Source organism: Mesorhizobium sp. WSM4847 (assembly GCF_055811335.1).
The window spans coordinates 94,881-119,103 of record NZ_JBVVPY010000012.1 but is presented as its reverse complement, the minus strand read 5'-3'; the positions used below and the strand labels follow the sequence as shown (position 1 = coordinate 119,103).

Annotated in this window: 16 protein-coding genes and 4 pseudogenes; 10 read left to right on the top strand and 10 right to left on the bottom strand. The window is 60.0% G+C overall.

What is annotated here, in order from left to right; all coding sequences use genetic code 11:
• Nucleotides 1–57: 57 nt before the first annotated feature.
• Together AC0L28_RS18795 and AC0L28_RS18790 are read right to left on the bottom strand one after the other, a co-directional pair.
• On the bottom strand, nucleotides 58–2,937 hold the full coding sequence (locus tag AC0L28_RS18795; protein ID WP_473479357.1) for a hypothetical protein: 2,880 nt from the start codon (nucleotides 2,935–2,937) through the stop codon (nucleotides 58–60).
• Nucleotides 2,938–3,025: 88 nt separating this feature from the next.
• Nucleotides 3,026–3,493 (bottom strand): annotated as a pseudogene (locus tag AC0L28_RS18790) (type IV secretory system conjugative DNA transfer family protein); the annotation flags it as partial.
• 827 nt (nucleotides 3,494–4,320) lie between these two features.
• On the opposite strand from AC0L28_RS18790, the gene AC0L28_RS18785 reads away from it, so the two are divergent.
• Complete coding sequence (locus tag AC0L28_RS18785) at nucleotides 4,321–5,349, top strand: trypsin-like serine peptidase (protein WP_473479355.1); 1,029 nt, start codon at nucleotides 4,321–4,323, stop codon at nucleotides 5,347–5,349.
• 218 nt (nucleotides 5,350–5,567) lie between these two features.
• On the opposite strand, the gene AC0L28_RS18780 is transcribed toward AC0L28_RS18785, so the two are convergent.
• The gene (locus AC0L28_RS18780) at nucleotides 5,568–5,987 is read right to left on the bottom strand and encodes a winged helix-turn-helix transcriptional regulator (RefSeq protein ID WP_473479352.1); all 420 of its coding nucleotides are present in this window, start codon (nucleotides 5,985–5,987) and stop codon (nucleotides 5,568–5,570) included.
• A gap of 85 nt (nucleotides 5,988–6,072) precedes the next feature.
• On the opposite strand from AC0L28_RS18780, the gene AC0L28_RS18775 reads away from it, so the two are divergent.
• Nucleotides 6,073–7,059 carry an NADPH:quinone reductase gene (locus AC0L28_RS18775; RefSeq protein WP_473479350.1) on the top strand — a complete coding sequence of 329 codons (987 nt, stop codon included), beginning with the start codon at nucleotides 6,073–6,075 and terminating at the stop codon, nucleotides 7,057–7,059.
• A 91-nt stretch (nucleotides 7,060–7,150) separates the two neighbouring features.
• On the opposite strand, the gene AC0L28_RS18770 is transcribed toward AC0L28_RS18775, so the two are convergent.
• The gene (locus AC0L28_RS18770) at nucleotides 7,151–7,492 is read right to left on the bottom strand and encodes a hypothetical protein (RefSeq protein ID WP_473479348.1); all 342 of its coding nucleotides are present in this window, start codon (nucleotides 7,490–7,492) and stop codon (nucleotides 7,151–7,153) included.
• Nucleotides 7,493–7,717: 225 nt separating this feature from the next.
• On the opposite strand from AC0L28_RS18770, the pseudogene AC0L28_RS18765 reads away from it, so the two are divergent.
• From AC0L28_RS18765 to sbmA, 4 genes and pseudogenes are all read left to right on the top strand, one after another.
• Nucleotides 7,718–7,843, top strand: a pseudogene (locus AC0L28_RS18765) (hypothetical protein); the annotation flags it as partial.
• Nucleotides 7,844–7,893: 50 nt separating this feature from the next.
• Nucleotides 7,894–8,016 carry a hypothetical protein gene (locus tag AC0L28_RS18760; protein ID WP_473479584.1) on the top strand — a complete coding sequence of 41 codons (123 nt, stop codon included), beginning with the start codon at nucleotides 7,894–7,896 and terminating at the stop codon, nucleotides 8,014–8,016.
• Between the two features lie 147 nt (nucleotides 8,017–8,163).
• Nucleotides 8,164–8,376 carry a hypothetical protein gene (locus tag AC0L28_RS18755; protein ID WP_473479345.1) on the top strand — a complete coding sequence of 71 codons (213 nt, stop codon included), beginning with the start codon at nucleotides 8,164–8,166 and terminating at the stop codon, nucleotides 8,374–8,376.
• A 96-nt stretch (nucleotides 8,377–8,472) separates the two neighbouring features.
• Nucleotides 8,473–9,750, top strand: a complete 1,278-nt coding sequence (gene sbmA / locus AC0L28_RS18750) for a peptide antibiotic transporter SbmA (protein ID WP_473479342.1) — start codon at nucleotides 8,473–8,475, stop codon at nucleotides 9,748–9,750.
• Nucleotides 9,751–9,776: 26 nt separating this feature from the next.
• On the opposite strand, the pseudogene AC0L28_RS18745 reads toward sbmA, so the two are convergent.
• Nucleotides 9,777–10,193 (bottom strand): annotated as a pseudogene (locus AC0L28_RS18745) (polysaccharide deacetylase family protein); the annotation flags it as partial.
• 740 nt (nucleotides 10,194–10,933) lie between these two features.
• On the opposite strand from AC0L28_RS18745, the pseudogene AC0L28_RS18740 reads away from it, so the two are divergent.
• A pseudogene (locus AC0L28_RS18740) lies at nucleotides 10,934–11,257 on the top strand (molybdopterin-binding protein); the annotation flags it as partial.
• Between the two features lie 472 nt (nucleotides 11,258–11,729).
• Here AC0L28_RS18740 and AC0L28_RS18735 read toward each other — a convergent pair.
• The 4 genes from AC0L28_RS18735 to AC0L28_RS18720 form a co-directional block, all read right to left on the bottom strand.
• Nucleotides 11,730–12,053 (bottom strand): LysR substrate-binding domain-containing protein, encoded by a 324-nt coding sequence (locus AC0L28_RS18735; RefSeq protein ID WP_473479339.1) that lies wholly within the window; start codon nucleotides 12,051–12,053, stop codon nucleotides 11,730–11,732.
• A complete protein-coding gene (locus tag AC0L28_RS18730) occupies nucleotides 12,023–14,281 on the bottom strand; it encodes a hypothetical protein (protein WP_473479336.1) in 2,259 nt (752 codons plus the stop codon). Before AC0L28_RS18730 ends, AC0L28_RS18735 begins: the two co-directional genes overlap by 31 nt.
• Nucleotides 14,282–14,332: 51 nt before the next feature.
• Nucleotides 14,333–16,078, bottom strand: coding sequence for a type IV secretion system ATPase VirD4 (gene virD4, locus AC0L28_RS18725; protein ID WP_473479334.1), 1,746 nt, complete (start codon nucleotides 16,076–16,078; stop codon nucleotides 14,333–14,335).
• Between the two features lie 245 nt (nucleotides 16,079–16,323).
• Entirely contained in the window at nucleotides 16,324–17,190 is an 867-nt protein-coding gene (locus AC0L28_RS18720) for a hypothetical protein (RefSeq protein ID WP_473479332.1), read from the bottom strand.
• A gap of 1,301 nt (nucleotides 17,191–18,491) precedes the next feature.
• On the opposite strand from AC0L28_RS18720, the gene AC0L28_RS18715 reads away from it, so the two are divergent.
• From AC0L28_RS18715 to AC0L28_RS18705, 3 genes are all read left to right on the top strand, one after another.
• The gene (locus AC0L28_RS18715) at nucleotides 18,492–18,635 is read left to right on the top strand and encodes a hypothetical protein (RefSeq protein ID WP_473479330.1); all 144 of its coding nucleotides are present in this window, start codon (nucleotides 18,492–18,494) and stop codon (nucleotides 18,633–18,635) included.
• Between the two features lie 1,036 nt (nucleotides 18,636–19,671).
• Complete coding sequence (locus AC0L28_RS18710) at nucleotides 19,672–22,494, top strand: xanthine dehydrogenase family protein molybdopterin-binding subunit (RefSeq protein WP_473479328.1); 2,823 nt, start codon at nucleotides 19,672–19,674, stop codon at nucleotides 22,492–22,494.
• Nucleotides 22,491–23,036 carry a (2Fe-2S)-binding protein gene (locus AC0L28_RS18705; RefSeq protein WP_473479325.1) on the top strand — a complete coding sequence of 182 codons (546 nt, stop codon included), beginning with the start codon at nucleotides 22,491–22,493 and terminating at the stop codon, nucleotides 23,034–23,036. The genes AC0L28_RS18710 and AC0L28_RS18705 overlap by 4 nt, the downstream gene beginning before the upstream one ends.
• A gap of 345 nt (nucleotides 23,037–23,381) precedes the next feature.
• Here AC0L28_RS18705 and AC0L28_RS18700 read toward each other — a convergent pair whose 3' ends face one another.
• Nucleotides 23,382–23,858 (bottom strand): DUF6088 family protein, encoded by a 477-nt coding sequence (locus AC0L28_RS18700; protein ID WP_473479581.1) that lies wholly within the window; start codon nucleotides 23,856–23,858, stop codon nucleotides 23,382–23,384.
• Between the last annotated feature and the right edge of the window lie 365 nt (nucleotides 23,859–24,223).

The following is a 24,223-nucleotide window of genomic DNA, read 5'->3' as shown; positions in this document are numbered from 1 at the left end:
GGAGGTTGCCCTGGTCAAGCGCATCCGGCGAGGGCCGGATCTGCTGTTGGCTAGCAGCTAACGCTGGCGGGGCGGCCTCAACTCCGGCGTGCCCAGAGCCGGCCGCTGCCAAAGCGTCCGCCACGATCCTGTCTGACGCGGGCTTCGCATCGCGAACCCGTCCCAACGCCAAGCGGAGATAACGATTGCCTGGAAACAACCCCTCGGCGAGTTTGATCCGCGAATCATGATCCAGCCCAGAGATCGTCTGGCCCTGACTCTCAAGCGCCTTAGAAAATTGCGAAGATTACGACCATAGATAAGACGGGTGGTTAAGGCCAAGCTGCTGTCACTGGTCACTTGTTCCAAGACATGCGCGTCTGCCTTTGAGGGCGCCGTCACTGGCCACCGGCCAGTCGCTGAATAGCCCGGCTCATGATACGCACGCAGGACGTTCAACGCCGGCTTTATGTCCTTGTTTTGCGGAAAGAAAGTATCGACGTGATCGACCAGGGATTGGTGATTTTTTAGATCAGTCGCTTGGCCACGAGCGCCGAGATCATTCGCCAATCGGCGAAGCGCAGACGAGTATATTCCGAGCGTCGGCGCGCTATGGTGTTGCTGAGCCGCAGCGTGGGCGATCGCCTTATCAATCACGTCCCGGTGTTCGTCCGACAGATGGGGATAGCGGGTAGCAGAAGTCGCTGAATAGCCCGGCTCATGATAGGCACGGAGGGCGTTCAACGCCCTCTTTATTTCCTCCTTATTCGGAAGAAAAGCATCGACGTGATCGACCAGGGATTGGTGATTTTTTAGGTCAGTCGCTTGGCCACGAGCGCCGAGATCATTTGCCAATCGGCGAAGTGCATACCTGTATTTTAGGACCGTGCTCTCGCTATATTTTTGCTGAGCCGCAACGTGGGCGATCGCCTTATCAATAAGGTCCCGGTGTTCGTCGGAAAGATGGGGATAGCCGGTAGCACGGGCGCCACTCGCGACAGGATCGGCTCGGCGCGGCTCGGCCACGTGCGGCTCAAAGCCCGCTTGCCGGGCCTGGCCCGCATTCGGCAAGGGGTCGTGGCGGTCCACGAAAGGGAGCATCGCGTCTGGGACGCGGTGAGTCCCATGAGAGAAGCCTTTGGGGACGGCGAATGGAACGGGTGGCAGGTGGTTGCCCTGGTCAAGCGCATCCGGCCAGGGCCGGTGTTGGCTGGCAGCTAACGCTGGCGGGGCGGCGGCCTCAACTCCGGCGTGCCCAGAGCCGGCCGCTGCGAAAGCGTCCGTCACGCTTGTGTCTGACGCGGACTCCATATCGCGAACCCGTTGCAGCGCCAAGCGGAGATAGGGGTGGCCTGGAAACAACGTCTCGGCGAATTTGATCCGCGAATCGTGATCCAGCCCAGAGATCGTCTGGCCCCGACTCTCAAGCTCCTCAGAAAATCTGCGAAGACTACGACCATAGACAGCACGGGTGGTTGAGGCCAACCTGCTGTCATTGGTCACTTGTTCCAAGACATACGCGTCTGCCTTTGAGGGCACCGTCACTGGCCACCGGCCAGTCGCTGAATAGCCCGGCTCATGATAAGCACGCAGGACCTTCAACGCCGGCTTTATATCCTTAATATCATTGTTTTTCGGAAAGAAAGCATCGACGTGATCGACCAGGGATTGGTGATTTTTTAGATCAGTCGCTTGGCCGCGAGCGCCGAGATCATTCGCCAATCGGCGAAGCGCAGACGAGTATATTCGAAGCGTCTCCGCGCTATGGTGTTGCTGAGCCGCAGCGTGGCCGATCGCCTTATCAATAACGTCTCGGTGTTCGTCGGACAGATGGGGATAGCGGGTAGCAGGGGCGCCAGCAGTCGCTGAATAGCCCGGCTCATGATACGCACGCAGGACGTTCAACCCCCTCTTCATATCATCGTTTTTCGGAAAGAAAGCATCGACGTGATCGACCAGGGATTGGTGATTTTTTAGATCAGTCGCTTGGCCACGAGCGCCGAGATCATTGGCCAATCGGCGAAGTGCATACGTGTATTTTCGGACCGTGCTCTCGCTATATTTTTGCTGAGCCGCAACGTGAGTGATCGCCTTATCAATAACGTCCCGGTGTTCGCCGGAGAGATGGGGATAGCCGGTAGCGCGGGCGCCATTCGCGACAGGATCGGCTCGGCGCGGCTCGGCCACGTGCTGCTCAAAGCCCACTTGCCGGGCCTGGCCCGCATCCGGCAAGGAGCCATGGCGGTCCAAGAAAGAGAGCATCGCGTCTGGGACTTGAGTCCCATGGGAGAAGCCTTTGGGGACGGCGAATGAGACGTTTATGGAGTTCTCGATGGCAGCGGGGGGCTCAGCCCTTGCGGAGGGCGCGGCCTCCGCATGCAGCCTTCCGATGTGTTCGGACCATGTCCCTTGAACAGGTACCCCTTCCAATGGCAACTGCTGCCTGGGAGGCTGCATCGGCACGCGGCCGGCTGAATTGCCGATTTCGCTCAGCGGCGGCTGAATGGCGGCGGCTTGCGGCGTATTCAGGGCCCTCTGCCTCTCCGCTGGCCGCAACAGCGCTGTGTAATGTTCATCGTTGATGATCACCCACTCGGGTGGCAGGTGGTTGCCCTGGTCAAGCGCATCCGGCGAGGGCCGGATCTGCTGTTGGCTGGCAGCTAACGCTGGAGGGGCGGCGGCCTCAACTCCGGCGTACCCAGAGCCGGCCGCTGCGAAAGCGTCCGCCACGATGCTGTTGAGGTCACCCCGTCCAGCGGGCATGCCTGGGTCGCTGAAAAGAGACGAGGCGGCTTGATCATCCTGCCGTCGCTCAAGCCCTTCGCTCAATTGTTCTAGTCGCAGAACCTCTTCTGGATTGGTTGGCGACTCGTCAGCTTGATCGAACAGCCTCCGGGCCTCGGCAAGGTGCTGCTCATCGCCCACTTGCCGTGCCTGGTCCGATTGCCCCTCTTCCAAGCCGGCGTCCTGCACCTGTGACAAAGCTGATACCCGGGATGGGTTACTATTTCGCGGGTCCACACTAGCCTCACATCAAACTGTATCGTCAAAGTTCTGCGCCAATCCACGCAGTTCCTGATCGGGTTGAGATTCTGCCGAGCCCCTCGTCTGCTTTCACCAAGGGTGCCGGCTCCGGGAGGGCGCCTGTCTGGCTTTCGAAGATGCGTTTAAGTATGCGGTCCGAAAAATATCGCACCTTCCTCAATTGCAATGGTGGCAGACCTTTGATGAGAACAATCTCGTAGTCGTCATCGAGCAGCCGAACCTGTTCGGGACGCAACAGCGGTGCACCTTGATGCGAATTCTGAATGTTCCAATCGAACGTTCGCGCCTGGCTGTAGGAAATCGACTTGGCTTCAAACGTGTATTCACCGATAGCTGCGGAAATGTAGTTCGGAGTCTCGTCATCGGCCGTGGCCATGAACACTTGCAGGCCGGTATTGCTGAGAAAATTCTGCTTGCCAGCCTCGCCATAGGCGCCCGTCAGTGCCGAAAGGCTTTGGATGATGAGCATGGAAGGTCAAGGTGGTTACGCCGTTCCTCGGCCCTCCTCCCGTCGCGGGATGAACTTCCAGCTGCACGTGTCCGTTTGCTATCGCGATCCATTGCTCGGCTTCCAGAGTCGTATCTCTACCCCATGAGGTTACCACCGAAGCTTGATCCGCTAAACCAATATGGTGTTACACTTGTAGTCTCCCAGAGGCTTCTCCTAGCTCTCTGGGTCACGCCGAGAGCCGTAACCGATGAACAGGTGAGCACAAGGTTCGCGCCCCTCTGGGGAAAAAATCTGTAGACCGACGTTCCTCACTGCAATCTTATGCGACTTTTGGGCGAAAAAACACCAAACAACACTACAAAGGCTCCGCTCAAATTCTACGGACTCCAAGACAAGACACAGACCGCTGATGGGTCCGACGCGGTACTCTAACTTGGGACGCGATGTCGGATGAGCGTGAGCCCTGTCGGCCGAAGGGCATTTACCGTGAGTCCTTCGGCGAGGACAAACGCATCGTCGTTCTTGCCGGCAAGCTCAATGCCAATCGCTGCCATGGCGCAAGTCACTGGTCTCCTCTCGCGGCGGCGCCAGATCATCGCCATCGACGTTGAAGGCCACGGCCAGGTCTGCGAGACACGCCCATGAACCGCGAAAGGAACGGCGATGACGTTGCCGCAGCCGGCGCCACCTGGGGATAGTCCAAGCCGACGTAGCGGTTTGGCCGACCATCTGCACAACGGTAACATTTCCGTCGTTTCCGACGATTATAGGTTGCGCATCACTTCTGATTCGGGGGACCAGATGGCGGATTAGCGCAAGAAGCAAATCTTTCGTTCGAGCAGCAAATGGCGGTGGAACGGCCCGACGCCGGCCCCGTCCCTAAGAGCGCTGCGGACTGGGGCATCAAGGATCTGGCCATCCTGCCCGGTGATGTCCAGAAGACCCGACGCCTTCGCAGCCCGAAGTTCGAAGGTCTGCCGGCCGACGCCAGCACCATGTTCGAGCAGCTGTCCGTCACCCTGGAACAGGTTGTCGGCTCCAACGATCGGCGCCCGGCCTGGTGGCTGGAGGAAGGCGCAGCTCGCTCGCGCGCCGTCTGCAAGATCGACGCTTCTGGCATCGACTACAAAGGGCGCTCCGGCACCTGGAGCGGATCCGGTTTTCTGGTCGCGCCGGGTATACTGTGCACCAACCATCACGTCCTCAACAGCAAGGAGGTCACCGCCCGCAGTCGCGCGCTGTTCGATTTCGCCGCCCTTCCCGACGGGACTGTGCGACAGGTCTCAACTTTTCGCCTGCGTCCCGATCTCCTTTTCTGGACCAGCCCTGTCGTCGCCACCGGCGGCAAGGGCGGTCTCGATGTCACGTTTGTCGCCGTCGAAGGCCAACCCGGCTCGACCTTCGGCAGCATTCCGCTTCTGCGGCAGGCCTTTGTGGTAGCTGACGAAGACAAGTTGAATGTCATCCAGCACCCAAATGGACGCCTCAAGGAAGTCGCGATCCGCAACAACACGGTGGTGTTCCAAAACACGCAGGTCGTCCAATATCGTTCGGACACCGAGGCGGGCAGTTCGGGCGCGCCGGTCATGAATGACGGTTGGGAGCTCGTGGCGCTTCACCATGCGGCGAAAGAAGACAAGTCGAACGAAGGCATCAAGTTCTCGGCGATCGCCGCTGCTCTGGAACTGGAGGCGCAAACCGGCAACGCAGATGCGGCGCGGCTTCTCGAACTTTTCGCGGGCACGGATGAACTGGCCGGGTTCTTCGGCACCCTCGGTCGCGCGGTTGCCCGGAACGACAGCGGCATGGAGCGGGTCGTCGATGCCTACAACGGCGAGGATCAGGATCTCGATCGGCTAGCCAACGTTTGTTGAACCATTCGATGTTCCAGAGAAGGCAATCACGTTGGCAGTGGTGCCCTCTTTGATGAACCGTGATGGGTGAGCCGATCAACTCAGGCTCCGAGACGATATAACGCGGGCAGACCACCCCTCAGGCGGTGCCGCGCTCTTAGGGTGGTGGAGGCACGAAGCTGGCCTTGGGAGATGCACCCGAACCGACAATGGCACTTGGCCTCGATCCTGTCGGCCCTCTACGAGCGCCTTGACGATGTGTGATCCCGATCGGCGGATGCACGCGGTTGGGCGACCTCAAGTGCCTCGCCGTCAGGCCCGCAAACAAGGCCGTTTCGGGCGGCAAACGTCTCGCCCCACTCCTTCATCGCGTTCAGAACCGGCGCGAGCGTCTTCCCGAACTCTGTGAGGGAGTACTCCACGCGGGGCGGCACTTCGGCAAAGACCTGGCGTTCGACCACGCCGTCGGTCTCGAGCTGTCGGAGTTGCATCGTGATGGAGCGCTGGCTCGGCTCGCCCACCATGCGCCGGAGTTCACCACGTCGTGGGCCGTTGAGGAGTTCGTAGATGATCAGCGGTTTCCACTTTCCGCCGGCCACGTCGACCGTCACCTCCACCGCACAGTTGTAGGCGAAGCTCCAATGATGTACTTTATACACCTATAGGCAAGAATATTGCCTACTTGCAAGAACACTTGTGGCATCGATATCCCTTTGGTCATTGGCAAATGTCAGGAGACCGAGAATGAGAGCTGCTTTCTACGACCGGCAGGGCGCCGCGAAGGACGTCCTCCAGATAGGTTCTCTTCCTGATCCCGAGCCCCAGTTCGGCGAGGTCCGGGTCAAGGTGGCCGTCTCCGGCCTGAACCCCTCGGATATCAAGACGAGAACGGGCTTCGGCGGCAGGCCGATGCCCTTTCCCCGTGTCGTTCCCCATCAGGATGCGGCCGGGATCATCGACAAGGTTGGGCCGGGCGTGTCCGAGGAGCGGATCGGTGAACGGGTCTGGGTTTTCAAGGCTCAGACAGGCCAGGCGTTCGGATCCGCGGCCGAGTTCGTGGTGGTTCCTTCCTCCCATGCGGCCCCTCTTGCCGAGAATGCGTCGTTTGATGGCGGGGCTTCACTGGGCATCGCGGCCATCACCGCCCATCGCTGCCTCTTCGCCGATGGTGATCTGCGCGGAAAGCGCGTTCTCGTCCAGGGCGGCGCGGGAGCCGTCGGCACGGCGGCCATCCTCCTCGCCAAATGGGCGGGCGCCTGGGTCGCGGCGACCGTGAGCCGCGAGGAGCAAGCCACGGTGGCAGCGGCGGCGGGCGCCGATCTCGTGATCAACCGTCATCAGGAAGACATCGCTGAACGGATCAGGGCCGCGACCGGCGGCCGTGGCGTCGAGCGTATCGTCGACGTCGATTTGGCAGCCAACGTCGAGGCCGATATCGCCTGCATCGCTCCGAGCGGCGTCGCGACGGCCTACGCGACGGAGGATCCGACGATCAGGTTGTCGATGCCGTTCCTATCGACGATGTTCGGGGGCTATGCCTTCCGCTTCGTGTTCTTCTACACGATCCCTGAGGATGCGTTCCGCCAGGCAGTCGAAGAGGTCTCCGCCTGCGTGGCGGCTGGGGCCTACTGGCCGCAGATCGCGATGAAGCTGCCGCTCGACCGCATTGCCGAAGCGCATGAGGTACAGGAGAGGGGCAAGGCAGTCGGCAAGATCCTGATCGAAATCTGATCTTGCATTTTGGCGACGGAGCGTGCCACCCATCCCTCACTCGGGGTCGGGGCACATGTGCTGATTTCCTGCACGGCCTAAAAGCGGTCGTTCAGGAGATCGTCAACGGGCGGCTTCGAAAGCGCCGCCGGTAGTCGTTGGGCGTCAAGCCGACGATCCGGATGAGCACTTTCCGGAGGGCGCCGGGATCGGATGACCACCGGGGTTCAGCCGCAGGCCAACACCATGTCGGGATACGAGACCCAGTAGGTGCTGGGAGGATGACCTCGTCGCTTTCGCCGACGGTGCCACCAAGGCGTTGTAGATGACCTGCTTCGGTCCCAACCGTCACCTGATCGAGGTCGCAACGGAGCTTTGCGATGATGGCCTGGCGCAGCGCCGGCGCATCGTTCACGGGCGTGTACCGCGTGTTGCCTGCTGCGAGGGCGGCCACGACCGCATCCTTGGGCCTCCTGTTGGCGCACGAGCGCCCTCGGCTGAGTAGCCAGCGTCGCCCGCCGCCACCGAGACTGGCAACTGCTACGCAGAAGGACGAAGCCGATGCCACACATCCATTCCGTAAATCTTTCTATCTAACAATTCGATTTCCCCGATTATCTGATGAGGAATATGAGGGCGCCAGGTGGCGTGGTGGGTTGCATCATAAGGAGTATTTGCGATGGCAAACATCATTGAGGGTAGGTCCTCGCGTCCCGAATGGCTCATCGGCACCGATCTCGAGGATTGGATGGCGGGTGACGAGGGCAATGACCGGCTTGAGGGTCGTCGCCGCAATGACAAGATCGAAGGTGGCGATGGCGATGATCACGGCATCGGCGGCGAGGGAATGACCGAATTTGGGGCGGAACGGGCGACGACTATCTTCGCGGTGACAACGGCCGCTTCCAACCGCGCCTCGTCGCGAGGATCATGACAAGCTCTTCGGCGGTCCCGGCGACGATCTCCTCTACGTGGTGACGGCAAAGACAATTTGACGGGGGGGCCGGCAATGACACGTTTCTGTTCCAGTTCCACAATTCGATCCACGGAGTAGTCGAGGGGACGGCGGACATTACCACTATCAGCGATTTCAACGCGAAGGAGGACACTTTCGCCTTCGATGCGGTGGGCCGCGGCGACGACGGTTTTGGCGCGAACTTCGTCAACAACGCCGCCGCAAAGTCTGGCAGCCCGGTGAGCAGCTTCTACAGCGGTCCGTCTGCGGGTGCGAAGGGCGAGCATGTGGTGGTGATCACTGACGATTCTTTTGAGACTGCCTCCGACGCAGCGCGTAAGATCTCCGGCGAGGCCGTCGGCGACATCATCGTCTACTACTGACACGACGATTTTGGCAAAATGGCGAAGCTGGCGTATGTCACCGCCTGCTGACAGCAACGCCGCTGATTTGCGCATCAACCGAGGAGTTTCCCCAACGTGTTCGTATCCTTCTTCCCGCAGCCGAAGCCTTTTTTCATCTCGGCCGCCGTCTGGAGCCTTCTGCTCGTCCTCCTGTGGTTTTTCGGCGGTGAGCACCTTGGCACGATGCTCGGCATGCCGCCGGTCGACCCGCAGGCAGCACCAGTCATCAGCCCGTTAAGATTCCTGACGCCGGCATTTCTCTGGTTTTATGGATATTTCTTCGCCGGTATGGGCGTATTCTACCTTTTCTGGGCGCTGTATTCCCCGCATCGCTGGCAGAACTGGTCGATCCTTGGCTCTGGTTTGATCATTTTCGTCACCAATTTCATCGTCCAGCTCAGCGTGGCGCTCAATGACTGGCGCGGCATGTTTTACGACATGGTGCAGAGGGCACTCACCACACCGGGCTCCGTTTCCCCTGCCGAGCTTTACTACGGCGTATGGCAGTTTCTGTCCTTGGCCCTGGTCTATATGAGCATTGCCGTTCTGAACGTGTTTTTCGTCAGGCACTACGTGTTTCGCTGGCGCACCGCGATGAACGATTATTTTACCGCTTACTGGCCGCGGCTGCGCCATATCGAAGGGGCGTCGCAGCGCGTTCAGGACGACACGATGCGCTTCTCCAGCACAATGCAGGGGCTCGGAGTGAACTTCATCGACTCCATCATGACCCTGATTGCATTCCTGCCCTTGCTGGCCTCCCTGTCCCTCCATGTCTCGACGCTTCCAATCGTCGGCGCAATCCCTTATCCGCTGGTCATCGCGGCGGTCGGGTGGTCGCTGTTTGGCACCGGCTTGCTGGCAATCGTCGGCATCAAGCTTCCCGGCCTGGAATTTCGCAATCAGCGCGTTGAAGCCGCGCTGCGAAAGGAGCTTGTCCTCGGCGAGGACGATACGGCACGAGCGCAGCCACCAACGCTGGCCGAGCTTTTCAGCAATGTTCGGAAGAACTATTTCACGCTATACGCTCATTATGTCTACTTCGACATGGTCCGCTATCTCTATCTCCAAGTCGACAACGTTTTTGCTACCTTTCTTCTTGTTCCGACCTTGGCAATCGGCAAGATAACATTTGGCGTTTTCCAGCAAATTGTCACCGCGTTTTCCCAAGTCGCCAGTTCGTTCCAATATCTCGTGAATTCCTGGCCGACCATCGTCGAGCTGATATCCATCTACAAACGCCTGCGCGCCTTCGAGGCGACGCTAGAAGGGGCGCCGCTAACGGAAATCGACCGGGACTATTTGGCGCGAGAGCGGGCCGGCTTGCGCCTTGAGGATCAGCCGGTAAGCTGAGCGTGGCGGGCGGCGAGCGCTTCTAGTCAGCCGCCCACCGACGTCTGCTTTTCGCCGTCACGTCGCCGTGAAACATAGTCGCAATAGCTGATGCACTCGACATCGGGCTTGGTGCAGACCTCGCGGCAAAGCGCTCCAGCGCATGCCAGTAGGCGCCGTCATTCATCAGCGTGAAATTGAACCGAGTTCCAGCGGAATGCGTTTGCCCTGGTACTGCATATCGAAGGCGATGCGGAAGGCGTCTGTCCGGTCGTCGTCCGCCTTGCTCGGCCGCTCGAAGCCGCCGGAATGCCTGACATAAAGATGTAATCCATCGCGATCATTCGCCTTGTGTCGGGACCTTCCGGAATCTGCGGCAGCGAGAAGCGTGTGATGCCGTCGTGGGTCGGTGGTCGGGCAGGGCCGCGCGACACACTGCTCCCGTCGAACAGATAGCCCGCTGAGAAGTTTCCATGTTCTTGAGGCGGCTCCGAACCGGCTGGACCGACGATGACGTCGGCACCGTCGACATGATCCGGCAGACCGGCAAGTCCAAGAGCTGCATATGGCGTTGGCAGAGCGCTTCGCCGCCGAAGGCTTCAAGGGCTATTGCGCGACGCGGCCCTCGCGTATTGGTTTCTCGGGCCCGAAGCCCGCCGAGCGCGGTTCTGGTAACGCCGTGAGAGGAATCGGGCGACGGGCCATAATTATGAAATACATTGCGTTAGCTGCGTGGAAAAGGAGTTGACGGTTTAGGAGCGGGATGCGGCGCCAAACGCACGCTGGAATCAGCCGAGGCGCGCTCGTGGTTGGGCTTAGCCGAGAAGGGAATCCGCGAAGCACAGCTCCAATTAACCAAGAGGTGAAAGCCGCGCCAGGGTATCTCTCCGCCTGTCGCTACGAAGCTGCTGTAGGCAACGCTGCTTCAAACGCAAGAACTCGCCGGACGCGATGATGTCAGTGGTCCTCGGCCTCTCGAAGGCCATATTGATTTCTTCGTGGATGCGACCTGGCTGTGCCCTGCATGACGATGATTCGATCCGAAAGCAGGAAGGCTTCGTCGATGTCGTGACGAAGACGACCGTCGTTTTGAACTGCTCGAGCAGCAGTTCCTGCATCCTGAGCCGTGTAGCCGAACGGAGAAAGTCGAGAATGCTGCCAACGGAATTGTGCGCGGGATCAAGGAGCCTGCGAGGGCTGGAGCGCGATCGGTGAGTGGAGGGGTATTCCTCTGAGCGTCTTCCTCCAGCATGTTGGCGCGGACATGACAGCCAAATATGTCGGCTTCAAATGCGGACCGCTATTATTCCAGTATCGATGTGCCGACAGCACTGCACCCGCAAACCATCCTGTCGCTCGATTTCGGGAAGGATTCTTGCCGCTCAAATATCGTTCACCGATGAAGCTTAGGGTGTCGACTAAGCTCGGCTTTAAGAACCCCAAGCATATCCTAGAGGTGTTCGTCGCCAATGATTATCCGGGCGGCTACTGGGTAGACCAGGGCTCCAACTGGTTCAGTGGGCTATGAACAGCTCCGCCGCCAGCCTTGGGTGCCGTAAACTTCCACGATCGATTGATAGGCTATTGACCCGCGGCGGGTGTACCCTCAGCGATCATGCGAAGATCGTGTGACTGTCCAAGTTTCCCAAACGCAGGCATCCCACAGATGGGGCACTCGGCTGCTGCGGGTCACCGTCGACGACAGTCACACTTACTGATCTCGATATAATTGTTGAACCTCGGTCTTAAGAGCAGCAGTGCTGACCTCAAGCTCCTTAACCGATGTCGAAATGAGTTTGGCCGCGGGCATGGCACGCGCAAGCGGCGCACCCTGGCCAGCCCATTGTGCTCCGAATCCGCGCTCCTTTCTTGCTTTTGCAGCAGCATGCAGCGCCTTTCCAGAATCGTAGGCGATCTCTGGGCAAACGGACCCTACGATCTGCCATCAAGATCCGCCGACGATTGGGTCTGACTGACCCCTTGTTTTTGCTCCACCTTTCTTAAGCCCGCTGCAGTTGTCGGGCCGGCTCTGGTCCTTCCGGCTGAGGCCGTGAATGCGCCTCAGACGCCACCGCCATGAAAGCCTGAAGTGCCGCGGAGAGATACTCGTCGCTCCGCGTCACAAAAACAGTCGGCGCCGACCGCAGATTGTCAGATAGCTGGTGTATGATGACCTGTCCGTCGGCTGCCGCATCCTGAACGACCCCCCGAGGTAGCATGGCCATCCCTACCCCGGCGGCGACGCAGCCGATGATCCCGTCCATTGTTCCGAGTTCCATCCAGCGGACATGCGTTACCCCACACGCCGCCAGGAACGTGTCCATGCGCCGGCGATAGGAACAGCCCGATCTGGCGGGGCGGCTGCCTCAACTCTGGCGTGCCGAGAGCCGGCCGCTGCGAAAGCGTCGGCCACGCTGCTGTTGAGGTCACCCGGTCGAGCGGGCATCCCTGGGTCGCTGAAAAAAGACGAGGCGGCTTGATCATCCTGCCGTCGCTGAAGCACTTCGCTCAACCCCTGTTCCAGTCGCAGAACCTCCTCTGGATTGGTTGGCGACTCGTCAGCTTGATCGAACAGCCTCCGGGCCGTCTCGAGACCCCCGGCTGACGCGGACTCCGCATCGCGAACCCGTTGCAACGCGAAGATGAGATTGCGTTTGTCTGGAAGTAACGTCTCGGCGAATTTGATCCGCGAATCGTGATCCAGCCCAGAGATCGTCAGGCCCCGGCTCTCAAGCGCCTTAGAAAATCTGCGAAGATTACGACCATAGTCAGCACGGCTGCTTGGGGCCAACCTGCTGTCACTGGTCACTTGTTCAAAGACATGCGCGTCTGCTTTTGAGGGCACCGGCGCTGGCCGCCCGACAGTAGCTGAATAGCCCGGCTCATGATACGCACGGAGGACGTTCAACGCCGTCTTTATATCGTCGTTTTTCGGAAAGAAAGTATCGAGGTGATCGAGCAGGAATTGGTGATTTATTAGATCAGTCGCTTGGCCGCGAGCGCCGAGATCATTTGCCAATTGGCGAAGTGAATACGTGTATTTTCGGATCGTGCTCTCGCTATATTTTTGCTGAACCGCAGCGTGAGTGATCGCCCGATCAATAAGGTCCCGGTGTTCGTCGGACAGATGGGGATAGCGGGTAGCACGGGCGCCAGGTGACGCGGGCTCCGCATCGCGAACCCGTTGCAACGCGAAGATGAGATTGCGTTTGTCTGGAAACAACGTCTCGGCGAATTCGATCCGCGAATCATGATCCAGCCCAGAGATCGTCAGGCCCCAACTCTCAAGCGCCTTAGAAAATCTGCGAAGACTACGACCGTACTCAGCACGGCTGCTTGGGGCCAACCTGCTGTCACTGGTCACTTGTTCAATGAGATGCGCGTCTGCTTTTGAGGGCACCGGCGCTGGCCGCCCGACAGTCGCTGAATAGCCCGGCTCATGATACGCACGCAGGACGTTCAACGCCCTCTTTATGCCGTCGTTTTTCGGAAAGAAAGCATCGACGTGATCGACCAGGGATTGGTGATTTTTTAGATCAGTCGCTTGGCCACGAGCGCCGAGATCATTCGCCAATTGGCGAAGTGAATACGTGTATTTTCGGACCGTGCTCTCGCTAAATTTTTTCTGAACCGCAGCGTGAGCGATCGCCTTATCAATAAGGTCCCGGTGTTCGCCGGAGAGATGGGGATAGCGGGTAGCACGGGCGCCACCCGCGACAGGAGCCGGATCGGCTCGGCGTGACTCGGCCACGTGCTGCTCAAAGCTCACCTGCCGCGCCTGGCCCGCATCCGGCAATGAGCCATGGCGGTCTAAGAAAGAGAGCATCGCGTCTGGGACTTGAGTCCCATGGGAGAAGCCTTTGGGGACGGCGAATGAGACGTTTATGGAGTTCTCGATGGCAGCGGGGGGCTCAGCCCTTGCGGAGGGCGCGGCCTCCGCATGCAGCCTTCCGATGTGTTCGGACCCTGTCCCTTGAACGGATACCCCTTCCAATGGCAATTCACCCAATTGCTGCACGAGGGGCTGCATCGGCACGCCGCCGCCTGAATTGCCGATTTCGCTCAGCGGCGGCTGAATGGCGGCGGCTTGCGGCGTATTCAGGGCCCTCTGCCTCTCGGCTGGCCGCACCAGCGCTGTGTAATGTTCGTCGTTGATGATCACCCACTCGGGTAGCAGGTGGTTGCCCTGGCCAAGCGCTTCCGGCCAGGGCCGGATCTGCTGTTGGCTGGCAGCTAACGGCGGCGGGGCGGCGGCCTCAACTCCGGCGTGCCCAGAGCCGGCCGCTGCGAAAGCGTCGGCCACGATGCTGTTGAGGTCACCCGGTCCAGCGGGCATCCCTGGCTCGCTGAAAAGAGACGAGGCGGCTTGATCCTGCCCTCGCTCAAGCCCTGCGCTCAATTGTTCAAGTCGCAGAACCTCTTCTGGATTGGTTGGCGACTCGTCAGCTTGATTGAACAGCCTCCGGGCCTCGGCAAGGTGCTGCTCATCGCCCACTTGCCGGGCCTGGCCCGCTTGCCCCTCTTCCAAGCCGGCATCCTGCACCTGCGACAAAGCTGATACCCGGGATGGATTACTATTTCGCGGGTCCACACTAGCCTCACATCAAACCGTATCGTCAAAGTCCTGCGCTAATCCACGCAGCGGCTCATCGAGTTGAGATTCTGCCGAGAGCCCCTCGTCTGCTATCGTCAAGGGTGCCGGCTCCGGGAGGGCGCCTGTCTGGCTTTCAAAGATGCGTTTCAGAATGCGATCCGAATAATATCGCACCTTCCTCAATTGCAATGGTGGCAGACCTTTGATGAGAACGATCTCGTACTCGTCATTAAGTAGCCGCACCTGTTCGGGACGCAACAGCGGTGCACCCTGATGTGAATTCTGGATGTTCCAATCGAACGTGCGCGCCTGGCTGTAGGAAATCGATTGGGCTTGAAACGTGTATTCACCGATAGCTTTGGAAATGTAGTTCGGAGTCTCGTCATCGGCAGTGGCCATGAACACTTGCAGGCCGGTATTGCTGAGAAAATTCTGCTTGCCAGCCTCGCCATAGGCCCCCGTCAGTGCGGAGAGGCTCTGGATGATGAGCATGAAGCGACCCTTGTAGCCCGCGATGGTCGTAATTGCGGTCTCGATCGCCTCCAGCTTACCCAAGTGCTTGAACTCATCGAGCAGAAAGAGAACCTCGTTCTTTTCATCCCGGCGGGGCAGCGACCGCTGCAGAATTGAAACGATTTGCTGAAAAAACAAGCGTATCAAAGGCGCGATCACCTCAAGATCGTTCGGACCAACACAAAGATAGATGCACGTTCTGCGACGGCGAAGATCATAGACCGAAAAGTCCGAGCGACTTGTAGCTGCCTTTACAGCGGGATCCGCCCACAAATTGAGCCCGCCATCGCCGAGCACGGAAGTGTAGGAGGTCAGGATTTTCGTGTCGTTCCCCGCCATGTCGTCGAATATGCGTTGTGCCTCTTTGTTCTGGGTCTCCATGGCGAGTCGCGCGAAGAGCTTAAACTTCTCCCCCGGCTGGGCGAAGAGATCATAGACGGCGCCGATTGTTGGCGTGCCCCGCTCGATGCAGGCAAGGATCCCCGCGACAAAGATATCTCGCGCGCCGCTGACGAAACCTTCCGCGCCCTCCCCCTTCGCCGTAATCAGGTTTGCGGCCAAGCGGCGGGCTTCGGTGAATTGCAGCTGCGGAGGCAGCGCTATAAGATCCAACAGCGGATTGTAGCAGTTTGTGCGCCGCTCCGAATCCAGCGGCGCGAATTTGAACACGTCGTCGCCTGCGGCTTTGCGCGCCCTCGAGGTGAGCTCAAAGAGCTCCCCTTTGACATCCAGAGCTATCACTGAGCCTTTGAATGTAAGTAGCGTTGGAATGACTATGCCGACGCCCTTGCCAGCGCGCGTCGGTGCAACGATGAGGCTGTGAGGCTGCTCGCCATTGGTCAGGTAGTAGCCAGGCCAGAAAGGGCCACTCGTCTTCCCAAATACCGGGCCTGTCACGCCACGGTATCGTCGCAGATATCCGGTGCGTCGCATTTCATCCACTCGAGCCCAACGAGCCGTCCCGTGGTGTTCGAGCTTGTGGCGTAATACGATCCGCTGAATCAGCAAGACGACCGCGGACGTCGAGAGCAAGATAGCTGCGCCCCGATAGAAGACGGGGGTTGCGAAACCCAGATAGAAGGGGGTCTCAAACCAAAAGGCACGGACGTCAAACGTCATCAAAGCCTCGCCGCTACCCCCGTGGCGGAACGTTGCGTACAGACTTGCCGCGCAGAAGCCCAAGGCGAGCGAGCACGCGATGCTAATGGCTATGTTTGGGGGCGTCGTTTTTGTTGAGGGCATTGTTCCATTGCCGGATTAGCCGTAGCTAGTGCTGCGCTTGCTTCAGACACCGAACCGACGTCGCGCGATGTCGCCGCTCGACAGATCGATGCCGCAGCGGGTGGTGCGATGCTTGCATCGACCACCCGAAGACGTGGTTTTTGAAAGTTACACTAAGCAGGTACGTCAACGGACAGCGAATTGGAAACGGCAAGGCCGTGAACGGAATTCGGGAGAGAAGGCGTCACTGTACCATGGCCGAGACCTCAACGGCCCGAGCGATCTCTGCTTCTGGAGGCAGCCATCAGGTCGTCTCGAGCGTGACTGAAGTCGTGGTTAATGGCCTGACCGACTAGACCACCCCGCTGCAGCTGTTCATAGGAGATTTGCGCGCTTGTCGCACGGACTGCAGCCTCAAGACCTGCTATATGGCCGTCCAGATTCGCATTCCGTTCCGCTGCTGCATACCGCGGCGGAGGCATGTTCTGCAACAGACCATGCAGGTGGGGAAGTGAGCTAGCTTGCGCCTGTTGATTTGCGTCTAATTCATGATACACGGCGATAATGGCATTTTGTGCGTTCTCCTTGACCATGTGGTGATTATGAGGATCAGCCGCCAATTCAATGGCCTGCTCAAAAATGCGGGATTTATTTGCGTCATTAAACTTACCGAAGTTTTGTGAAGCGTAAAGAGCTCCGAGAGCTTGCTCCGGTGGCTCCATGTTGCCAATGCGATTAACAACAGCATCTTGCATCTGTGGCGTTATGTAATTGGCTATACTACTGACCGCTCTGACTTGCTCCAATGCGACGTTATCCGGCTGGTACCCCAATCCGTCTGTCAATTTCCGGGCCAGCTCCATGGCTGATTGTCCGAGCTGATTGGCCCGCCTTTCAAATTTCGCGAGGTCAGTTTCTGGCCCGGGTTGAGTGCCCCGAACGGCTGTCCGCGCTTGCGTCCCGAGGTCTTTGAAGCCCCCAAGATTTCGCGCTGTATCGCGCGGGTTAGCGGTTACCAGCCGTTCTGCTACCTCGCTTAATGCCCCCTCTGGAAGGGACAGGATGTTGCTGGGTTCCCTGCCGCCTTGGGATGAACTTGCAGCTGCGCGTGCCCGTTTGTTATCGCGATCCATGCTCGGTCTCCAAAGTCGCTATTCTACCCAATGAGGTTACCACCAAAGCTTGACCTGCTGAACCGATATGATGTTACAGTTGTAGTCTGGCAGAGGGTTCCCAGCTCTGTGGGTCTGCCAAGAGCCCGCCTGAGCCAAGGAAAATCTGATGAGGCTGGCATCAAATGCGATGAGTGGGGTCTGCCCGAGGGCATGAATGGCACGCCGTCGCCGACTCTTTCACCTCCCCCTTCCGGTTCCTTGCAAGAGCCCGGCATGAGATCCCCCGCAGCAGGTTCTCCTTTGGGCGCAGGCTTGCATGCTCGACGGTTTCGATGAGGACCATCGCCCACTCCGGCTGATCAGCCGCGGCCGAGCTGTCGTGCTCCCTCGGCAAGGAAATCAGTCGCGACCTGACCGGCAATTTGCGCCGCGCCGCGCCAATAGCATCGCTGTACCATGCCACCGCCAAGGCATTCCTGCCGCAGGCCACCCGTGGCAATCCCCCGGCCCAACCGGCGCCAGGCGAGGAGCAAAGGTCCGACGGCAAAAACGCGCGCGGGCGGGCAGCACGGCATCGCGCAATGCCGCTCCGTTCTCGACGCGGCCGCCTGTCGTCTATGTGCCGCGGTCGTCAGCACCAGCCCGCGGCGAGCCAACCGTCGGCTGGGCGATCGCGACGTCTTCAATGCCTTTGTTCCGGGGTTTTCTCAACGGGAGTCGCCTGGCGCAGCCACCTCGGAAAGGACGGCATACTTCAGCGCCACCTTGACCGGGTGCAATTGCCGCGCGGCTTTGCGCCCCAACCGCATTGATGCAGGCCCGCCATCGACTAACTTGCTTTGGCTGCAATCCCCTCGACTCACAGAAACCTTTCCCCAAAGACGGTCGGTTTCTCGCGCTCCTGTCCGGGGCCAACTGTGGATGGTCCTACGATCGGGTCAAAAGAGTTCGATGGATGAGGGTGCAAGTGGCGCCGACGCGCTCTGCTTGTCAGACGCCATTGGTATTACCGCGGGAATGCAGCCATCCTGACACCATGCCTGTTTTTGGGCAATTCAACGTGTTGCGTCTTTTGCCGATGCCCCCGCCTCTCGTCGCCGAGTCAGCTCTGGCTTGCGTGGTCGCGACCGAAGACCTCAAGCCTATGGCCAGCCAGAACGACAGTGTCGACTTTGCAACAATGTCAGAGGTCCGACTGACACGGGCGGCCCACAACCGTGCAGTTGAAAGCTTTTCTCTTTTGGCACGCTTGATGCAGCAGATGATCCTAAACTTGCGCGGAACCGCGATAGACCGAGAGGGGAATCCCAGGAATGAACATGACAGGCATCATTGCGTCGGTCGCTGTCGACTTTGTCTGTCTGCCAGCGGTTGGAACAGATGGATCCTACAAAGCGGCATTTCACGTCCTGGGCGAACCCGATGCGGAGAGCAACATGGCGGTCAGCGTTTTTCACGTGTGAAAGCCTGTGACGCGGTTCGAACTTAGTTCGACCGCAACCTATGGGAACAGGGAGCCGATCTGCAGCCAGAGCCAAGGCACAGTGACCGAGATCTACCACGATCACTGCAACATCGACGAGATCGTTGGATCATCAGGCACAGTTGAGGACACCAACTATGATGGGAGCATCGACAGCGGCGACGGGTAGGCAAGCCTGCTTAGCGACCAGCATCAGGTTGCTACTTCGAAGGAGCCTCTCACATCGAAGGCATCGTAGAGCCGGCCAGAGTTGCCTCTCGCCTGAAGCCGAGGCGCGCGTCAAACCATTGTCGCCGTGCAGGTCTTTGCCGCCCTGTGCAATTTGGGAGACCACGCATCAATGAAGCGGATCAGCTTGCTTCTGATGAGCGCATTTCGGGGTTCGGACCTGTGTCCCTCATGAAGAGAGTGGTTCGATCCGGCACAGACCCTTGGGCGGGGGGCTTGGTTGAGCCGGTGCCGGACCGAACCGTCTCAGGCAACGCCGGCTATGTCGAGGGATATTGCGGCAACTTCGTGGCCAAAACGTGGGGGTAATGTGTCGTAGATTCACCGATTCCAACACGCGCGTTGCAAACGTGACTGGAAGTTTAAGAAACCGCGCAGCGCCGCTGAGTTTGTCGGGAGTTCTGCACGTGGGCGGCTAGCTTGGCTGTAAAATAGCCGCCCGATCAGGCGTCGGATTCAGGAAGGGAAAAACTCGCAATGTTGTTTCCGCGGGGCGCCGGGCGACATACAAGCCAGCCGGTGTCGCCCGGCCACATAGAATTCGACCATCTCCTTCGAAGGGCTCACAACAGAAAAACGTGTGTATCAGGACATTCGGATCCGAAGCAGAAGTCATGCGCTTCAATCTTGCGGACTGACGCAATGGCCCGGCGATTTTTCATGACCGGGCAAGGCCGTTCCGTTTGTCGGCGATGCCGGAATGGCGAAACGGCCCCGAGTCGGGAGTACATAGGTGAGGCGAGCCGGCCGGGTGTAGGGTCGGGCTCTCGGCCGTTCGGGGAGACGGCATGAGCGGCAGGGTTTCGCGGCGCCAGTTCATCGCAGCGGCGGCTGGTGCGGGGATCGCGGTCAAGATCGGTTTTCTGGGCCGGCCCGCTGCGCCCATTGCCAATTCTCCCGGCCGTTCGCCAAACTGGATCGGACCGGACGGTCGGCCGCGTTTTCGGATGGACGCCGTGGCCAGGGTCACCGGGGAAAAGACCTTCACCCGCGATTTTCGCGCCCGTGACATAGCGGGCTGGCCGCAAGAACAGAGCCACGCGTTCCTGATCCGCGGCACCCGGGCCGACGCTCCGTTCGACGGGCTGAACCTCTCACTGCTGGGCGAAGGTCTCAAGCCCGACCGATTGATAGTCGGCGAAGACCTTGTGCGCGATGGTCTTGCGCCGCCGGAAACGACGGCTCCCGGCTTCTATGGCGACATGTTCCTGGTGCCAAAGGGGCGCATTCCGCGCCTGCTCGGTCAGCCAGTCGCGCTCTTGATCTACAAGGATTTCGCGCGGTTCGACGCGGCCAAGCGGTTGGTCCGTTTCGCCAAGGGCATCGTGCGCTGGGGCGCGGTCGGCGGCTACGAAACGCCACCTCATTACGGCGCCAGCCGGTTCGTGCGCATCGGCGGTACGATATCGGATGAAACCGCTCCGCTCGAAGGCACCACCATCTACGGCAGTTTCGACGGCGATCGGGTCGTCTGGCCGAAGCCGGATCGGAGCGGCGATGCGGCGGCCCGCGCCCTGTGGGCGGCGGGCGAGATCGAGCGTGAGATCACGGCTGCCGGGGACGGCGCGTTGGTCCTGAAGCGAAGCTATTTCTCGCAGTCGACCGACGCCTGCGCGATGGAAGCCGACAATGGCAATGCCTGGTTCGAGCCGGGCAGTTCGACCCTGCACGCACTCATCGCGACCCAATCGCCTTACGAGGTGGCGACCTCGACGCTGGAAATGCTGTCGAAATCGCGGTTCGCGGTGAAGGCGCTCGAGCTTTCGATCGGTTACACGGTCGGATACGGCACCAAGGATCATTCGATCTTTCCCTACTACGCCGTCCTGGCTGGCCTCTATGGCGACGGGCGCCCGGTGCGTCTTGCCAACGACCGCTTCGAGCAGTTCCAGATGGGGTTGAAGCGCCATGCCTTCTGGATGGAGAATACGCTTGTCGTGGATCGCTCCACGCACGCCTTCCGCATCATGAGAGGCAACTATCGCACGGATGCCGGAGGACGGCGTAATTTCTCGCCCGAGGTTGGCAAGGTCGGGGCCAGCGCGGCGCAGAGCATCTATTATCTGCCGAAGAGCGATTTCTCGGTCGAGGTCCGCGCTTCGCGCGCTGTCGATGCTGGCTCGACGCGCGGGTACGGAACGCTGCAGACCATGGCCGCGACCGAGATGATGGTCGATGAAGCGGCCGAACTGCTCGGCATCGATCCGATCGAGCTTCGCCTCAAGAACGCGTTCAAGACCGGCATGAAGAACTCGCAGGGCGCCATTGCCGGCGAGGCGCTAAGGACCGAGGAGATCCTGGAGCGGGCCCGTGCCCATTCGTTGTGGAGGGATCGCGATGCGAACAAAGCGGCGTTCGATACCGCCAATCCGGGTAAGCGCTACGGCATCGGTTTCGCGCAGGTGCAGAAGGATTACGGCACCGGAGCCGAGGCAGCGGTGACCACTCTGTCGCTCGATCCGTCCGGCCGGCTCACCATGCGCCAGAACGGCAATGATATCGGCACGGGCCTGACCACCTCGCAGGCGGTGATGGTCGCCGACATCATCGGCCGGGTGCCGGACGACTGCGCCTTCGGGATCGTCGACTGGCCCGAGATGCCTCTCCTCTCCGCCGAGGAGCCCTATACGACGCCGCAGGACAGGGAGGACGCGCTGACACGCAATCCGCGCTGGACGCCCTCGTTTATTTCCCCGATGAGCGCCTCAAACAGCGCCTATTTCGTCGGCCACGCCACGCGGACGGCGGCGCGGGCGCTGCTGCGCCTGTCGCTCTGGCCGGCTGCGGTCGCGCTCTGGTCGAGTGGACCAGGCGGCGGGCGGGCGGGGCCGCTCGCTGTCGACATGGCGGACGTGCGGATCGCAGATGGCAAATTGACGGCTGGAGGGATGGAGCCGCTCGCACTGGAACAACTCGCGGCGGCGGCGCACAGGCTCGGCCTGGTCACGGGAGTCAGCGTCCATGTGTTCAACCGCTGGCAATGGGCCGAGGCGGTGTTCGATGTGCCGAACGTCGGCGCCGTCCGCTTGCCGGTCGACGCGCTTTCGGTCTGCTATGGCCAAAGCGCGCCGGCTGGTTTGAAGGCGCTGATGACCTGCGGCGGCTTCCATTTTCTCGACCGGCGCCAGGTCTTCTATCCGCCGGTAAAGCGCCAGAACGCCGCCGGCACCTGTTACACGGGCGTAGCGACGATCGCCGAAATCGCAGTGGACACCGCCTCAGGCGACGTGAAGCTCCTTGCACATCATTCCATCCTCGAATGCGGCACTCAAATCGTGCCGGAACTCGTCTCGGGTCAGCTCCAAGGCGGCCTGGCTATGGGCGTCGGCCACGCCCTGCTCGAGGAATTGCCGCTCTATGAGGACGGTCCCGGCGACGGGACGTGGAACTGGAACCGGTATCGCCTGCCGCATGCCAGGGATGTCGCGGTCTGGACACAGACATCGGAGGTGTTGGCGCCGCTTTCCGAAATCGACCCACCAAAGGGAATGGCTGAGGTCGTGATGATCGCGATCGTTCCGGCGATCGTCAATGCCGTCAACCACGCCATCGGCAAGCGTTTTTATCAAACGCCGATCACGCCGGAAAGGATTTTGGAGGCCCTCCCGTGACCGTCGCCACGCGACCACTTTCGATGACCGTCAACGATCGCAAGGTCGGCCCGGTCGACGTACCCGACGATCTGATGATGATCGACTTCCTGCACGAATATCTCAACCTCACGGGCTCGCGGCTTGGTTGCGGCCAAGGCATCTGCCACGCCTGCGCGATCATTCTCGATGGGCCGGAAGGAAATTCTAGCGAGATGCGGAGCTGCATCACCGGAGCGCATTTCTTCGAGGGCAAGTCCGTCCGCACCATCGAAGCGCATGCCGAACGCGACTCGAATGGCGATGTCGTCCGGCTCTCGGCGATTCAGCAGGCCTTCGTCGAACGTTTTTCGTTCCAGTGCGGCTATTGCACGCCGGGCTTTGTCACCGGTGCAACCGTGCTGGTTGAGCATCTCAAAGAGAAGCCGGTCCGTAGGGCGGATGTCGAACGCACGATCGAGCAGGCGCTTGCGCCGCACATTTGTCGTTGCACCGGTTATGTCCGTTATTATGAGGCGGTCCGTCACGTGATCCTGAGCACGCCCGGCCTGGTACAGGGCTGAGGTCCGGCGATGAGGCGTTCCTGGATATTTGGCCTGCGGCACGCATCAGGTCGACGTGCAGCCAATACGGGCGTTTCTGTTTCCGGCACCTGGGCGTGTTCCTTTTGCTTGCCGCGGTACGGTCAAATAGTTCTCGTCCGTGCCTGCGCTTGCGCGGCACGCCTCGCAAGAATATGCGGCTCGCGTCCCAATGTTGCCGAAGCGGTCCAGAAGAGCGTCTCTTTCTTGGCCCCGTTTCAAATCGAAGAACGGTTCACCGCTCATTTTCTGCTTTCGAGATCGCCGCATGGACCCAAGCTGGCACTTTCCCCTTGAGGGCGACTACGCGAGTCCATTCCTCGGGTGTCAGTCTGTTCTTGAGCAACTTCGCGTAGTGGACACCGTTAGCTCGGCCAAGGTGCGCGACTGCCCGGATGGCTTCGCCCGACCTGTTCTTTGGCAGGCTCGTGATCCAGGCGGGCGCGTGCTTGAGGCGTATTGTGCGGCGGCCAAGTTCAGGTTCTTCGACTTTCCGGTCGTGAGAAAGACTGTTTGAACCGGAACTTGTGTCGTCAGGCCGAGCCGGTTCGCCGCCGTAGCACCGGTATTGACGACCTTCTCACCTGACAAGGAAGCGTACGACTTCACGACGGCTTCCGCTTCCGGCAGCACATATCCATATGGCGTCTTCCTGGAGGGCGTGTACATTCCTCTGTAGACGCGCGCCAGCTCGCCCTTTTTCGCAAGTCTGCTGAGAGCTTGATCGGCTGCCGCACGGTTTCTAGAGCCAACGAATTCCTTCGAAGTGAGCAAAGCACCTTCCTTGGCTCTTTTCGTACGCATTTGAACCGCCCGCGTGACCCCTTCCATGGCATTAGCTCCTGAGAAGATTCGAGTTCTGACCGAATGGTCTCCTATCGTATGATTGAAAAGAACAGTTCAAGATCGGCTATGGCCAAATCTGGACGCTACATCCCATCCAAATTATGACGCGGCCTGCCTGTCCATAACCGGAAGTCTGCATTGAGCTTTTTTGGAACGGGATCAAGGCTGCCGCAGGTCTTGGAGCCGCCCTGCGTGGACGAATGAGGCATACCGGGTCAGGCGACTGCCGAAGATGGCTGGATCATTGCCGCCTTCGCCCGGAACTTCAGGCCCGACGAGGTTGCCGATGACCGGCAGCTCCATGTCGGGGCCGCGGCTCAAGG